Annotated in this window: 17 protein-coding genes and 1 pseudogene; 3 read left to right on the top strand and 15 right to left on the bottom strand. The window is 32.8% G+C overall.

The annotated features are described in order from the left end of the window. Nucleotides 1-216: 216 nt before the first annotated feature. From MKY02_RS13080 to MKY02_RS13100, 5 genes are all read right to left on the bottom strand, one after another. The gene (locus tag MKY02_RS13080; RefSeq protein WP_038185160.1) at nucleotides 217-414 is read right to left on the bottom strand and encodes a hypothetical protein; all 198 of its coding nucleotides are present in this window, start codon (nucleotides 412-414) and stop codon (nucleotides 217-219) included. Between the two features lie 299 nt (nucleotides 415-713). After that, nucleotides 714-1,214: an NUDIX hydrolase gene (locus tag MKY02_RS13085; RefSeq protein ID WP_340711328.1), complete on the bottom strand. Its 501-nt coding sequence runs from the start codon at nucleotides 1,212-1,214 to the stop codon at nucleotides 714-716. A gap of 224 nt (nucleotides 1,215-1,438) precedes the next feature. Continuing rightward, nucleotides 1,439-1,867, bottom strand: a complete 429-nt coding sequence (locus MKY02_RS13090; protein ID WP_340711330.1) for a YvaD family protein — start codon at nucleotides 1,865-1,867, stop codon at nucleotides 1,439-1,441. Between the two features lie 48 nt (nucleotides 1,868-1,915). Further along, complete coding sequence (locus MKY02_RS13095; RefSeq protein ID WP_038189201.1) at nucleotides 1,916-2,278, bottom strand: DMT family transporter; 363 nt, start codon at nucleotides 2,276-2,278, stop codon at nucleotides 1,916-1,918. A gap of 2 nt (nucleotides 2,279-2,280) precedes the next feature. Then, nucleotides 2,281-2,847 (bottom strand): TetR/AcrR family transcriptional regulator, encoded by a 567-nt coding sequence (locus tag MKY02_RS13100; RefSeq protein WP_038189204.1) that lies wholly within the window; start codon nucleotides 2,845-2,847, stop codon nucleotides 2,281-2,283. Nucleotides 2,848-3,051: 204 nt separating this feature from the next. On the opposite strand from MKY02_RS13100, the gene MKY02_RS13105 reads away from it, so the two are divergent. Both MKY02_RS13105 and MKY02_RS13110 read left to right on the top strand, forming a co-directional pair. Next, nucleotides 3,052-3,204, top strand: coding sequence for a hypothetical protein (locus tag MKY02_RS13105; protein WP_179078284.1), 153 nt, complete (start codon nucleotides 3,052-3,054; stop codon nucleotides 3,202-3,204). 90 nt (nucleotides 3,205-3,294) lie between these two features. After that, nucleotides 3,295-3,537, top strand: coding sequence for a hypothetical protein (locus MKY02_RS13110; RefSeq protein WP_038189216.1), 243 nt, complete (start codon nucleotides 3,295-3,297; stop codon nucleotides 3,535-3,537). 358 nt (nucleotides 3,538-3,895) lie between these two features. On the opposite strand, the gene MKY02_RS13115 is transcribed toward MKY02_RS13110, so the two are convergent. The 9 genes and pseudogenes from MKY02_RS13115 to MKY02_RS13155 all read right to left on the bottom strand — a co-directional run bounded on the left by MKY02_RS13115 (nucleotide 3,896) and on the right by MKY02_RS13155 (nucleotide 12,689). After that, nucleotides 3,896-4,222, bottom strand: coding sequence for a hypothetical protein (locus MKY02_RS13115; protein ID WP_038189219.1), 327 nt, complete (start codon nucleotides 4,220-4,222; stop codon nucleotides 3,896-3,898). 206 nt (nucleotides 4,223-4,428) lie between these two features. Further along, on the bottom strand, nucleotides 4,429-4,650 hold the full coding sequence (locus tag MKY02_RS13120; RefSeq protein WP_038189222.1) for a hypothetical protein: 222 nt from the start codon (nucleotides 4,648-4,650) through the stop codon (nucleotides 4,429-4,431). A gap of 438 nt (nucleotides 4,651-5,088) precedes the next feature. Next, on the bottom strand, nucleotides 5,089-5,418 hold the full coding sequence (locus tag MKY02_RS13125; RefSeq protein WP_340711331.1) for a DUF3784 domain-containing protein: 330 nt from the start codon (nucleotides 5,416-5,418) through the stop codon (nucleotides 5,089-5,091). A 274-nt stretch (nucleotides 5,419-5,692) separates the two neighbouring features. Beyond that, the gene (locus tag MKY02_RS13130; RefSeq protein ID WP_340711332.1) at nucleotides 5,693-6,535 is read right to left on the bottom strand and encodes a hypothetical protein; all 843 of its coding nucleotides are present in this window, start codon (nucleotides 6,533-6,535) and stop codon (nucleotides 5,693-5,695) included. Further along, nucleotides 6,510-7,025, bottom strand: coding sequence for a sigma-70 family RNA polymerase sigma factor (locus MKY02_RS13135; RefSeq protein ID WP_051448819.1), 516 nt, complete (start codon nucleotides 7,023-7,025; stop codon nucleotides 6,510-6,512). Before MKY02_RS13135 ends, MKY02_RS13130 begins: the two co-directional genes overlap by 26 nt. A 542-nt stretch (nucleotides 7,026-7,567) precedes the next feature. After that, complete coding sequence (locus tag MKY02_RS13140) at nucleotides 7,568-8,944, bottom strand: Ig-like domain-containing protein (RefSeq protein ID WP_038189242.1); 1,377 nt, start codon at nucleotides 8,942-8,944, stop codon at nucleotides 7,568-7,570. Nucleotides 8,945-9,367: 423 nt separating this feature from the next. Next, a pseudogene (locus MKY02_RS13145) lies at nucleotides 9,368-10,298 on the bottom strand (alcohol dehydrogenase). 650 nt (nucleotides 10,299-10,948) lie between these two features. Then, on the bottom strand, nucleotides 10,949-11,917 hold the full coding sequence (locus tag MKY02_RS13150; protein ID WP_051448825.1) for a DUF2268 domain-containing putative Zn-dependent protease: 969 nt from the start codon (nucleotides 11,915-11,917) through the stop codon (nucleotides 10,949-10,951). A 301-nt stretch (nucleotides 11,918-12,218) separates the two neighbouring features. Continuing rightward, on the bottom strand, nucleotides 12,219-12,689 hold the full coding sequence (locus MKY02_RS13155; RefSeq protein WP_038189247.1) for a DinB family protein: 471 nt from the start codon (nucleotides 12,687-12,689) through the stop codon (nucleotides 12,219-12,221). Between the two features lie 254 nt (nucleotides 12,690-12,943). Between MKY02_RS13155 and MKY02_RS13160 the strand changes: the two genes are divergently transcribed. Continuing rightward, nucleotides 12,944-13,297, top strand: a complete 354-nt coding sequence (locus MKY02_RS13160; protein WP_038189261.1) for a YxeA family protein — start codon at nucleotides 12,944-12,946, stop codon at nucleotides 13,295-13,297. Nucleotides 13,298-13,508: 211 nt separating this feature from the next. On the opposite strand, the gene MKY02_RS13165 is transcribed toward MKY02_RS13160, so the two are convergent. Further along, nucleotides 13,509-13,967, bottom strand: coding sequence for a GNAT family N-acetyltransferase (locus MKY02_RS13165; RefSeq protein ID WP_340711334.1), 459 nt, complete (start codon nucleotides 13,965-13,967; stop codon nucleotides 13,509-13,511). Between the last annotated feature and the right edge of the window lie 123 nt (nucleotides 13,968-14,090).

The raw sequence follows: 14,090 nt of genomic DNA on the forward strand, positions 1-14,090 counted from the left end.
CCTTACAGGTATGCTGCTCCGTTAGTTCAATAAAGAAAAAAGAGCTGCATATGCAACTCAATGATCTTCAAGTAAAGCACTCCGTTAGTTAAATAAGAACAGCAACGCTAATTCAACAATCGCACCTATTGCGGAAGACTGTGGTCAAACTGTGCAACAAATCTTAGGGAACAGTCCTTCGTATAACTACTCCCTTAGGTTTAACAGATTATGTTATTAATTTGCTTCTTCTGGTCTCCCGGGAAAAATCTTTTCAAACAATGAAATCAGAGAAACAGTAACACAGACAATAAGCAATCCAGTTATTAACGATGATGTATTAATCCCGTAATGCGCGAATGCTGATGTTAAGATATAACTTACAACGAAACCGAGTAGTAAAACAGACAGAGAAATACCTATTTTCTTTTCCATAAATTTCACCTCCAATCTATATACGTTTATAAGTAAAACCAAGTTTCAAAAACTTCATTCAGAAATGTTTTTCCGTCGTTAATCCCTCTATACGCCCCGTTAATTCAATAAAGAAAAAAGAGCTGCATATGCAACTCAATGATCTTCAAGTAAAGCACCCGTTACTTTAAGTACTTTCTTTCACAATCCATTTCAAAAACAATTTTTTCAATATAACCACTCCAATATTATACAAAGGTCCCGTAAAGTTATTATCGGAAATTTAATGAATGCTTTTCCAGAATAAAATAGGCATCATACTAATCAATTTGTTGTTTTTCTGCGTAATACCATTTTAAATAATACATTATTCCAGACTTATCGACCCAGCTAAAATCTATTAGATCCTTCTCTAGTGAATGGTGTAGCTCATCTACTGGAATCCACTTTATATCCATAGTACCGTCGCCTTCTTTAACTAAATTACCAGAGGCTTGACATCGAAAATAAGCGCCTAATGAATCTACTGGACCATTTGTCGTTTGATATACAGCAAAAGGCTTCATAGCTTCAACATTTGAGTCCACATCATTAGTTTCAATTTTAGTTTCTTCCCCAAAAATCTTTGTTATATGAAGTCCTGTTTCTTCGTGCACTTCTCTTTTAAGTCCTTCCATAAATGACTCGAATTCCTCTAACCTTCCTCCAGGTAGCTCATAAGGTGTTTTATTCTCATTAGATTTAACCCTTTTTTGTATAACGATTTCAGTTCCATTTGGTCCATTTCTTTCAATTATTGCTCTAACATTTACATAGATCATACAAGTTCTCCCTCACTTTTCCTCTTCAACTAGATGGCCCGATTGTTGAATACAAGTTAAAACCTCTCTTGAACTAAACTGCCCCGTTAGTTAAAGAAAAAATGAGCTGTCTGAACAGATTAAAAATCTTCTACTAAAGCCCTCGTTAGCACAAAAAAGATTTGTTATTTCGCTCTTAATATGGGCACAAATGAATACGCTTAAGTTTATTCAGTATAAGTTTACTACAACTGTTTAAAAGAATGGCGAAGTGATTTCTCCGTTTGAGATAGTTTATTCTTAAATAGAATTTTCATAAAGAATAACGGATAAATCATTAAGTATAAATTAAATAACCACCAAGTAAAATCGAAGTCTTTGATAAATGCCCAAAAAGCAATTGCTTGCAATCCTGAGCAAAATGTTAAAACAAGAGAAATAAGCGCCATGCTTTCCCAAGTAGGATGATTCCTTCTACATAAATATAAACTGTACAATCCTGTAATTGAAATTAGAATATCCAAAGGGAAGAATGACCAGTTCCATGCAATAATCATTGGATTATCATAGTCCTTAAATGCAACATTTTTTGGTATAAGATAAAAATAGTTGGCAATCCAATAAAGGATAAAACCGACATCTGTTACAAGAAAAAATGGTTTTAATAGTTTCATTTATTCCCTCCAGTTATAGATTGCGACATATATTAGAAGTATATGTAACTAAATATTTTCTTTTATTTGTGATATTTCTTCGATAGAACCACTATGTTTACTTTCCATATTCAAAGTGACAACTCCTATTAAAATAAGAATAATCGATACTGCCTTTACTGTACTTAAACCTTCTTGAAACATGAAAAATCCAATTAAAGTTATAATTACTATTCCTACTCCAGACCAAATAGCATATGCAACAGATACATCTAGATTTTTTAACGATAACGTCAGAAAAATAAAACTACCAAGATAAAAAACTATCATTAAAATGCTTGGATATAGCCTCGAAAAACCTTCTGATAACTTCATACTAGTTGTTCCACCTACTTCAAAAATAATAGCTAAGCACAAGTAGATCCAATGCATTTCTAGTCATTCCTCCGTTCATTTATAATTCCTTGCAACAACATATCCACTACTGACTGAAATACTTCTCCAACTGCCATTTCATTCTTACTTGCAAATTTAGATTGATAAATTTGATTAATTGCCCCTAAATATACCTCAATGAATAAGGAAATATTAATGCTTTTTATTAAATTTTCTTTAATTGCCTGCTCCATTAAGTAAACGACACTATCCCACTCTTCTTTCAAAAAGCGATCTAATTTTATCCATTCCTCATAATGATATTTTTTTAAATCTGCAAGTAAACGTACATCCAATAATTCAAATTGTTTCGGTACGCAAATGAGTATTTGATGTATTTTTTCCAATAAAGAAAGTTGGGTGTCCTCAATAATAATTCTCTCTTGCTCCTTAATCTGACTAAATAAATGTTGAATTACTTCTTCAACTAGCTGATTCTTAGATGAAAAATATGTATAAATTGTTCTTTTACTTGTTGATAATCCGTTTGCAAGGTCACTTACAGTAAATGAGAATCCTTTTTCTTCAATCTGCAAAATTGTTTCTTTAATAATTCGTTCTCTCAAAATGGCACCTCCCAATACGTTTGGTACCAATAAAGTTTTGCTGGTACCATTATTTAGTATTATACATTATTCATATTAAAATTCAACCAATTATTAACATCTACAAATAGGGAATATTGAAATATTAACTACACCTCTTTAAACTCATCTAAATTGGAAAATGGAATCGATAAGGCACTGTGAAGACTAAAAGGAGAAATACAGATGAAACATGTAGTGGCACTTGATGTCAGTATGGGTAAAAGTACAATCGTGATTTATAACCATTATCGTCAATGTGAATTTGAAGGAAAAATTTCACAACTTGATACAGAAATCAACTATTTATTTTATCGAATGCATGCCATTATCAACTAGTTTCCCAAAATTAAAACGATTGTTTTCTACACGATCGTCCCTCTTTTTAAATATTGTGCAACTATATCCGCACCTAGATGAAGTAGTAGCTTGTTCAAAACAGTGATTCGTAATTCCCTAAAAGCGAATACAAAAAAGAATCTCTCACTCGCACGTGATGAACAAAAAGGAATGGCATTATTAAAAGCTGCAAAGGATTCGTACCCAGCAATTTCAAAAGAGGATGTCCGTACAAGTACGAGAACCATCTTGTCAAGTACTTCGATATTCTTTCGTCACATTTGTATTTTCACGAAACAATCATTACTACCAAAGAATGTACAATCTAATTGACTAGTTTTATGTTCTACATTATGTAACACCTTTTCAAAATACTATTCATACAACACACTCATTTTTAAATATTGAACTAACCTGCCCCGTTAGTTCAATAAAAAAAGAGCTGTCTGAACAGCTCAACGATCTTTTACTAAAGCACCCCGTTACTTTAAGTACATGTAATTGGTATTTTGCGAACAATGACATTCACTCATTATTCACTATGTATAGTTTCCACAACATGAATCACTTTTATCCCTAAGGCTTCCCCTTTAGTTGAATAAAAAAACCTGTTTGAATAGCACCAAGATATTCAACTAAAGCACCCCGTTAGTTGAGTAACTTAAAATATTTTCTCTTCTTTATTTTCAGCTTAGAATGGATTTCCCCCTTTTATAAAAGGGATAAAAACTACATAATTTGAGCCAATAAAAATAAGCCAAAAGAGTACCGATGTAAGTCGCTGTTTAAAGAGAATACTTTCCCTAGATATAACCAAACCAACAATCAACGAGTATAAGACGAATAAAATATAAGAAACTCCAAACCAGTTTACCCATACATTTCCCGTAAATTGAATTCCAAAGTTCTCGTAAATAGGTCTTAAAATATAAATTGTGAAAAGTAAACCAATTGATAAGATTACAATGATTTCAATTATTTCAATTAATCTAAGTACAACTTTTTTCAATCCATCCAAAGAAATCACCCCCATTTCGAACATCTCTTAATGATACTTTATTCATCATTTTCAATGGGTATGTCCTTGTAATATTTGAGACTAGTTTATTGAACTAACCTGCCTCGTTAGTTCAATAAAGAAAAAAGAGCTGCATATGCAACTCAATGATCTTCAAGTAAAGCACCCGTTACTTTAAGTACATTTGAAATCGGCAGTTATCCAAATTAATTATGAAACCACCAACCTACAATAGATATAGCCCCTACTCCCCAAGCAGTTGTACCCAATATCCACCAAATTACAGATTTAGCTTTTGATGAATTTTCCTCGTCTTCCATATTTGCTTTTATAAAAGCAACCTTACTTTCCATACCTTTTTTCATAGAAATGAGAACAACTAAACCGATTAGCATGAAACCAGTAGTTATCCAGAGTAATAAGTCCACCTTCTCTACCTCCTTTTTTTTTATGAATTACTTTCCTTTCAATCTTCTTTATTCATTTAACCTGCTGCTTTACTTTAATACGTCTGTAAAATATAGTTGTTTCAATTTTATATAAATTTTCCATTTATAATATGTAAAAATCCATTTGGCTTATTGAACTAACCTGCCCCGTTAGTTCAAAAAGAAAAAAAGAGCTGCATATGCAACTCAATGACCTTCAAGTAAAGCACCCGTTAGTTTAAGTACATTCTTTCACAAACTTAGTCGATTCTGTCATATATAAATCCGTTCATTCATCACAGGAATGCTCTCTATTTGTTGATTAAAAAAACTGCGAACACAGCTCCTTAATGTACTATTAATCCGTTGAATTAAGTGTCGTTATTCACGAAGCCAACTTACAACACCTTGCATTATTTGTTTTTGGCTTCACTCTCATCAATATGAATCTTTTGAATCGGTTTTGAATCGGTTACCTGTATTTGAATAAACCATTGAAAAAACAATAAGACCTATGATTAAAATAAGACCTATGATAAGTAGAAATTGAATTTTAAAATATTCACTTAATGCAATTAATAATATGCTAAAGCAAATGCCAAACATTATTTTACTCATAAATTTACAAAGTTCTTCTTCTCTATATTTTTCTTTTTCGCTATCGGACATTGTATTATAACCAGCAAGCAGAAATGCTCCTTTTTCTTTTGACAAAACGATAGCGAATATTAAAAAAGGTACCAAAATTACTAAAATTGCACCAACCACATCGTACACCTCACTCATTGGCTAACTTTCTTATTTGGAATATTTTATCATATAAAATGATTCATTTCCTTATAAACTCTTATTAAACTAACCTGCCCCGTAGTTAAATAAAGAAAAAAGAGCTGCATATGCAACTCAATGATCTTCAAGTAAAGCACCCGTTAGTTTAAGTGAAACACTTCACAATATTACAATTTAATAGGTGTTAACAGTCTTCGTGTGCTTGAAAATTATTAAGAACACGCAGACTGAGCGACATGTTTTGTTAGTATCTTCATTGCTGATAATATTCTGCGCCTTGGTTATCCACTAAAATACACTCGCCTTTTCTCGTAAAGACGATGTCAAATCCATCTGCCGATAACCATAAAACTTTTCCATTATCTTTGTAGATAAGTCGAGGTTGTTGGAAATGTTTAAACACATTTTCCTTGCCAATCTCTTTTAAGTATAACTCGATGGCTGACTCTACTTTATTACGTGAACGAGAGCCACTCACAAGCAATTCTCCATCATCTATTGCCACAAACTGATTGTTATTATGACTATATCCACCGAAACCAAAAATGGCTTGCGCCTGCGCTACTTCAATATCAAAACGCTCGTATATATAAAAGGGTTGATCATAAACTGATTCATATATTTTGCCATCAACAATTTGGTAATACGTAACAACTTCGTTCCATTTTTCTCCTTCTTTATTCATCACCATAAATTTCATCCAAATGATGCCGTCAAGCTCCCGTAGAAATTCTGCTTTCGAAAAATCCATATTTTCATACTTTTTAGATAGCTCATCCACAGTCCCACCATATGCCGGGGATGCTACTAGGTTTAGCGTTTCTGAATCCAGTGCATCAATTGCCTCGAAATACGTGTTAAAAAGTTCTCCATGGTCCCCAAGTGCATTTGTTGTGGCAGCACTTAAAATCCCTGATTGGGCTGACCATAATGTAATCGTAAGAAGCAATGCAGCGATTGAAACTATGCCTACCATTGCAAATATTGGAGTACGCGTCAACTTTTTTCTCGGTTTAGCCATTTTCCGTGCAAGGTCCTTCGTCATCCAGAACTCTTCGCCAATCACCTCATCAATACCCGTTTTCAATCGTTCCATCAAAGCCGTCCTCCTTAAGCACCAATTTAAGTTTTTTACGACCACGCGCAAGCCTTGTACGCACCGTAGCCGATGAACAATTTAGTAGCATACCAATTTCCTCTGACGAATAGTCTAAGTAATACGTAAGTACAATGACTTCACGGTATTTCAGCGGTAATGAAAGAACGGCTTGTGCGAGTAGACGATTTTCTGATTTCGTCACGATATCTTGCTCTGTCGATCGGCCAAATAAATGCTGAATTTTTTCGCCAATAGTCGTATTTTTATAATGCCAACTTCGCAAATAGTCGTAACTGCGATTGATCGTCATTCGATACAAATATGTACGATACGTGGCCTCTTCACGGAACAACGATTGCTTTTCAAATGCTTTTAGTAGCACATCTTGGACAATGTCTTCCGCAGCTTGCTTATTTTTCACATATGTATAAGCAAGTCTCAACAACTCATCACCATGATCATATATAAATTTTTCGAGTCGGGTCATAGGGCAACTCCTTTTATTATTAAATGTTAGACGGAGCAAGAGGAATTTCTGTTTCAAAAATGAGTGAAAAGATCAAATGGGGTATACATCGGAGATGTGGCGATATGTGAGTATTACTAAATGTGGAAGATGTATCGTAATATATACAGTTTGATTCGAAATCTGCAATTCTACCTGTGATTCAATAACAGCTCATGTCATTTTAAATTATCTATTGGAGAATAACATTATTTTTTCAATCCTTCTGACAAGTAATTATTTGAAATTCTCATAGAACTATTATTAGATATTTAATTTTTTTGCTCTTTCACTGATTTTTCTTAGAACTAAACTGCTCCGTTAGTTGAAGAAGAAGGCTCTGTTAAATTTCAATATTGATAACGTAGCTACAAACTTCTTTTCTACTCACTCATCCTCTGTTGACTCACTTCTCCTCTACTTTTCATAAACGAGTAAAAAGAGAATGAAAAAGAAGGAATACTATTAAAAGTATTCCCTCTGCATAACAAATCTTTTAAGACACATATTTATTTAAATAAAAGCTATTTTACTCTGATTGTTCTACTTTTACTCTTGTTTCCGTATTTATCCTTCGCATATACCCGCACTACCGTGCCTTTCTTTTGCGCTTTGATTTTCACCGAATAATTCCCTTTACTACTAACAGATCCTCGTCCAATCTTCTTAACGCTGTTATAAACATAGATTGTCGTTCCCTTTGTACCTTTTCCTGTTACTTTTACCGATTTACTTGTTAGTTTATTTATAGTTGGAACAGAAGGAGCCGTTGCTCTATTCTTGTAAGTTGCCTTTAGTCTATAAGTAGCGCTTGTAATTCCACTCCCACCCCAGCCATAAGGATTAATCACTATATAATAAGTTCCTTTTTTGACCCGTGGAGAAAAAGTTATTTTTTTTCCCGCCCTTGCGGTGTAGGTACGAGCTACTTCAGTTCCATTGCTATCATACAGATATGCGGAAAATCCAGCCTTGGTATTATCCAAGGTAATACGTGCTTCTCCGTCCTTTTTTGTTGTGAATTTATAAACATCTCTATCAAGTGATGAAAAACTACTTGAGTTATAGTATTTATTTGAAATAATCGGCATAGATGTTTCAATCGTATCATTCGTCTCAAAAGTTTTAGCATCTCTTGTGAAGGTAGAAGCAAACGTCGCTTTTAATCTATAACTAGCGCTCGTAGTTTGACACTCCTCGCAATAATCGTTAACCACTATATAATAGGTTCCTTTTTGAATGTCTGTAAGTAAACTTATTTCTCCTCCAGCACTACTCGTATAGGCACTAGTTACTTCTTTCCTGTTGCTATCAAACAGAGTTACGTAGAAAGCTTCTGTCAAATTATCGAAGGTAATATATGCCTCCCCGTCCTTTTTTGTTGTAAATTGATAGACATCCCTATCTGTTGAAGAGATGTCGGATGTATACATTTTCCCTGATTTAATCGGCATAGATGTTTCAAGTGTATCATTCGGCTCAAAAGTTTTAGCATCTCTTTTAACAGTGGACGCCGCATATGTCGCTTTGAGTCTATAACTACCACTGGTGTCTCCATTTGCACTCCAGTGATAAGGTTGAAGTTCTACAGAATAAGTTCCTTTTTTTAGGTATTCAAGAAAACCAATATTTAATCCAGCCGTACTAGTATAGGTACTAGTTACTTCTTTCCCGTTGCTGTCATACAGATATGCGTAAAATCCACTCGTTGTATTATCTAAGATAATACGTGCCTCCCCGTCCTTATCCATTGTGAATCGATAGATATCTTTATCATTACTTGAACTTATCTTCCCTTGGACAGGGAGACCTGACGATATATTGTTTTCTTCTGCAAAAGTTACCTGACTAAAGACCACTGATAACAAAAAAACAAAAAAAACTGACTGTAAAATACGCACGATTGATAATTCCTCCTCTTTGTCTACTCTTCCAAAGTAAACCATTACATAATTATACTATTATCCCATAAAAGCATACACCTGCAAAAAATTCACTTCAACACTTCATGATTTGTTTTTACTTATTCCCATTCCTTTTAAAAATCATTTCATTTTTTCGCCCTCTAAAGGTAAATTATTAATTATTCTTATATCAAGGCAAGAAGAATGGGGAACCTCAACAAATCAGGTTCCCCTAATTATTTTAAAAAAACAACATTGAAATTTAACAGAGCCAAGAAGAAAAAAGAGTTGTCTGAACAGCTCATAGATTTTCTACTAAAGCACCCGTTAGTTGAACAAGAAAAACACTTCTGACTAAAGAATGTCACCTACTTATGTTACGATTCGCCGTGAAGTAGCGGCAAAATGCCATAATGCAATTTAGTATTCTACTAAGACCTTTAAAGGATTGATTTTTCCTTCAGCTATGTCCTCAAAACAGCTAATCAGTTTCTCTTTTTTTATTTTTTTCTCGAATATTTTATTTAATTTAGTATCATTTCGTACTTCATTAATAAACCATTCGGAATGCTTCTTATAATCCCAACCGTCACTTGAACCAACAATTTTTAGTTCTTTCTCATAAAATTCAGGTTGTAATTCAAACCTCTCTTTATTCCCATCTGAAAGAATACATATACTGCCTTCTTTCGTTAGTGATTTCTGTAATATATTAAATGCATCATTATGTCCTGAACACTCTAATCCATAATCATAATGATTTATTGGGCATGCAGATCCATAATTAAACACAGTCTGCCCCCAGCAGCTTAGCCAATTTCCCTCTTGAGGTATTCGGTTCTATTACATCCACATGTTGAACTTTTACTTTTTGTTTTAAGAAATATAGAGTTAAAAGTCCTATTGTTCCCATCCCACTTACTATTACTCTATCTGACTCTTTAGGTTTGAGTTTCAGGACACCCTTTGACGAGTCACAGGATAAAATAGTGAGTAATGCGTAAGAATAGTGAATGTCTTTAGGAACTGGAATAGCTTTATATTCTTTAATTACTCCAAAATCCTTGTGCCCATAAAATGCTACTACCCTGTCTCCAAGATTTAATAATTTAACATTATCACCTATCTTAATAATTTCACCATAGCTTTCATACCCAGTCTCTTTCGGATAAATAGGAGATTTATCAGTAAAATCACTTTCCATATATTGTGGCAGTTCTGCCCCAATACTAATTGCACCCGCAATAGTTTTTATTAGGATTTCATCTTTTTCAAGAGGGGATAAATTATTTTGTATCCATTTCAGCTTTCTTTTTCCATACAACACCAGTGAATTTTGTTCTTGTTTCATTATTTTACCTTCTTTCAAGAAATTCTTATTGAACTAATCTGCCCCTATAGTTGAATAAGCTCCTGTAAATAAAATACCATAAAAATGTAAAAAACCTTATTTTATTTAGAAAGCAACAAACCTTACGAAATAGCCTTTTATCTATTCCTCTTCTTCAACTAAACTGCCCCGTTAGTTTAAGTACATTCTTTCACAATCTCAATATTGATAGTAACAAAAATTCCCAATATAAAATCAAGCTTTTTTACAAATCTACACTATATTCAGGTTCAACTCGAGCGAAAACCGCTTTATCTTCATTTATTCCTTCTTATTTGCTCGATTTTCAGTCGTTTTTGCGTTAATCCTTCTTTCCATAACTTTAGGAGGAAATAAAAAACAACCATATCCCTTGTTATATAAAGGTTTAGGTTGTTTTAATAAAGATGGTTATTTCGTTAATTACGATATTATGCGTTCTCTTGGGCATGAGCATTTGAAAACTACAGAAAAAACAAGTCTTAGAGAAATGAACTAAGGTAAGCATCGAAACATTTTTCTAAACATCGTAACTTAATTTCAAATCAACAATTATGGAAACTAAAACAACACAACTAACAACCATAATAAATTTTCCATCTATAAACAATGTTGGTGTAATGGATAATTTGTTATTTATAGTTTTCAAGATAATTCCCTTTTTCAAAAATTTCTTTAGAACTTAGGGCAGTCCATTCTTCTGGTGTTACATTAGGGTTCAAATCAAGATATGATTTAACCATTTTATATCCTTCACTGTAACCATAATATAACGGAAGGCCATTTCCTCCAAGAATAATTTCAAGTGCCCGATTCAAGTCATACTTTTCGAGATCTAATGCAACTTTTGACCAATAAACTTTGTTGTAAGTTAAATCAACTGGAGATAAAACAATTTCAGGATAAACTGATTTTTCAAACTTAACCGCTTTTCCTTCAAATATTAGAGTATCCAATACAGAAAAAGGTACTTCTTTACGTAGGTACTTCTCAGTCCAAACACTATGATGATATTCGTGAGCTACTCCAGCCCTTAAAACAGCATCATTAAAATATTTATCGTATAGGACTATTATTTTACCTGCCCCTACGGTTATCATAGATGCATTTACATTTGTGGAAGGAAAAACACATACAGTTGTTTCATTTTCAGATGTGATAAGATCAGAAGATTTTAAAAGAGCTTCTTTTATAATATTTTCTGTTTCTTCCCTGTCAATTTTTTCGCTTAATTTTTGATTTTCTGTTAAACGATCAGGAGCTACATTTAGAACTGGATCAGCCATATGAAGATATTCACCATTCTCAAAACAATCACTATATACTTGTTTAATTACCTCTTCATTATAAATTTCCAATTGTGAATGTTTTGGGTTACTTTCAACCTTATCTTTATAGTTTTGATAAAGTTCATAGGCATTGACGATTTTATACTTTTGATTTGTTTGAGGGTGTTCGAATGATAAAACTATACTATCAATATCTTGTTTTTCATTAGAATCGGCGAGTTCGCTTTTAGATTTTTCTGATTGTGTACAGGAAGCAAGCGTTAGAAATGTCATTATTAGTACTAATACCGCAACTATTTTTAGATATTTCACCAATAAAACCGACCCTTCCGTAAAACAAATTTATGAAAATTTCGACTATTCTATAAATAAATTTTACCATATTTTAGTTGGTGTTTATGGATTTGAAATAAAATTTGATTAGAAATTTCGTATGATCCTCATTTTTAGTCAAAAAAAGAATCCATTTTGAAAAATGATTGATCAGAAAGGATTCTTCAACTATAAATGATGATTCGATTATATAAAAAGAGTGATTATTTTAAATCTCCTTATGCCACTAATACCGCCGTTAGTTCAATAACTATAAAATATCTCACTTTTTCTTTTTGCTCTAATTCCAGCTCTTTTGTATCTTCCGAATATAAACAATTTGACCGATATGATATGCATTATGTGTCGTTACATTCCCCAATACTTGCCACCAATTAGCATCAAAGTACCCTTGAACATCGCTTTCTAGTTGTTCTTCAGTTAATATTTCTTGCCAATGTAAAAGAACTTCTAAAAGTTGTTTTTGAAGTTCATTGAATGTTTTATTTTTTGAAATGGTGAACGTACTGTCATTACTCCCTACTGCCGGAACTGCAATAATACTAGCTTCTTTATACCTTGTTTGCCACGTTTCATTCCAATAAAGCAAATGCTGTACAATTTCGGCAATACTATTACTTTCTTCACTCACCTTCCAAAAAGCTTCTTCATCTGTCAAATTTTTAACAGATTCTGAAAATGGTACATACCAACTTGGATCGTTTGCATTAGCTAACAACTGATCAGACAAAACATCTTTTGGGTGAAACATACCTTCCACACTCCTTCTTAAGATTTATCAGAATTTAAATGACTTTATTTATTGTTAATCATTCTCTTTGATATGGTTATTTCCCTCTTTTTTTACTCTTTCTACTATTAAACTGCTAATAGATACTGGATCGTACTTACGTAGAAAGTGACAATATCGTCACTTCTTTGTTTAATTTGTAACCCTAATCGAAGGCTACTACTTTTTATTTCTTGTAAAATGTACGAAAGAAGAAAATAAGGAGGAATTCTACGATGAAAGCATTAAAGATAGCAATTGGAACCCTGGTTGTTGCAGTTATAATAATATTGCTTATGTCTCTTTTGGTTAAGAACGAGCTTGCAGACATGTTAAACCCTTTTATTCATCAAAAGGATGTTTTTGTAAAGATTGATCAAACTGGAAAAAAGATTGATCAAAAAACATACGAGTATGCCCTAGACGGAATTAATGAAGATGGCAAAAAAATAAAGATTACTTTCACTGCCGGTAAACAATTACGTGAGGGGGCATACTTAAAAGTTGATACAAAGAGAACTTATGTGAAATCTTGGGAAGAAGTGAAGTTGAATGATATTCCCTCCGTTGTCCGAGATAAGCTCAAATAAGACTTAAAGGAAATTGGTCTTAGTGTAAAGTATTTTGCATTATTTTTTATAGGGACGTACTATGTGCGAAAAGCGAAGAGACTTACTGTGTTTCAATGAAATTTATTCAACTAACCTGTCCCGTTAGTTGAATAACAACAAACTTTTTAGAAAGCAGCATTAAAATATCAAAAATTACTCCAGATGTCTCCTCAAAATTACCCCCAAGAAATTAAAGAGTTTTATACATATTAATACCAGCTATTTGGAAACCTATTGTTTCATATAACTTAATTGCCTTACGATTTGTTCCAAAGACGTGTAATTTAAAATACAATATTTCTTTCAATGATAAATATTCTTCAATTTCTTCCATAACCTTTGTACCTATGCCTTTTGAACGGCATTCATCAAATATATAAATCTCATATAAAAATGCACTTTTTTTGGTTTCATCTATCTTTAGCCAAACGTAACCATATCGCTCATTTTCATTCACAATATTATAAAATTCATGTTGATCTGTAAGAAATCCATTTGGCAAATACCCTTGCAGCTGTTTCTTTGCTCGTACTGCAGCTGGTTCTGTAACTTCAAACGTATGTTCAGCTAAAGTTTCTGCGAATCGCTTTTCTTTATCTAAAATATATTCGTTAAACTCATTTCCATTCATATTCTTTAAATACTGCATATTGTCCCCCTATTGAAAATACTCCTTAACCTTTAGCAGCCTGTTGGTCATTGACTATAGTACCTTATAATTCAAAAATGAATTCTTTAGTACAATTAATTCAACATATAGGAGTATAGTAGA

This window comes from Viridibacillus sp. FSL R5-0888, from assembly GCF_038009105.1.
GTDB lineage: Bacteria > Bacillota > Bacilli > Bacillales_A > Planococcaceae > Viridibacillus > Viridibacillus arenosi.

Bases quoted from the DNA above. Each gene is read 5' to 3' on its own strand.
- MKY02_RS13080 (WP_038185160.1), bottom strand. From the start codon at position 414: ATGGAAAAGAAAATAGGTATTTCTCTGTCTGTTTTACTACTCGGTTTC.
- MKY02_RS13085 (WP_340711328.1), bottom strand. From the start codon at position 1,214: ATGATCTATGTAAATGTTAGAGCAATAATTGAAAGAAATGGACCAAAT.
- MKY02_RS13090 (WP_340711330.1), bottom strand. From the start codon at position 1,867: ATGAAACTATTAAAACCATTTTTTCTTGTAACAGATGTCGGTTTTATC.
- MKY02_RS13095 (WP_038189201.1), bottom strand. From the start codon at position 2,278: ATGCATTGGATCTACTTGTGCTTAGCTATTATTTTTGAAGTAGGTGGA.
- MKY02_RS13105 (WP_179078284.1), top strand. From the start codon at position 3,052: ATGAAACATGTAGTGGCACTTGATGTCAGTATGGGTAAAAGTACAATC.
- MKY02_RS13130 (WP_340711332.1), bottom strand. From the start codon at position 6,535: ATGGAACGATTGAAAACGGGTATTGATGAGGTGATTGGCGAAGAGTTC.
- MKY02_RS13135 (WP_051448819.1), bottom strand. From the start codon at position 7,025: ATGACCCGACTCGAAAAATTTATATATGATCATGGTGATGAGTTGTTG.
- MKY02_RS13155 (WP_038189247.1), bottom strand. From the start codon at position 12,689: ATGTTTCACCCAAAAGATGTTTTGTCTGATCAGTTGTTAGCTAATGCA.
- MKY02_RS13160 (WP_038189261.1), top strand. From the start codon at position 12,944: ATGAAAGCATTAAAGATAGCAATTGGAACCCTGGTTGTTGCAGTTATA.
- MKY02_RS13165 (WP_340711334.1), bottom strand. From the start codon at position 13,967: ATGCAGTATTTAAAGAATATGAATGGAAATGAGTTTAACGAATATATT.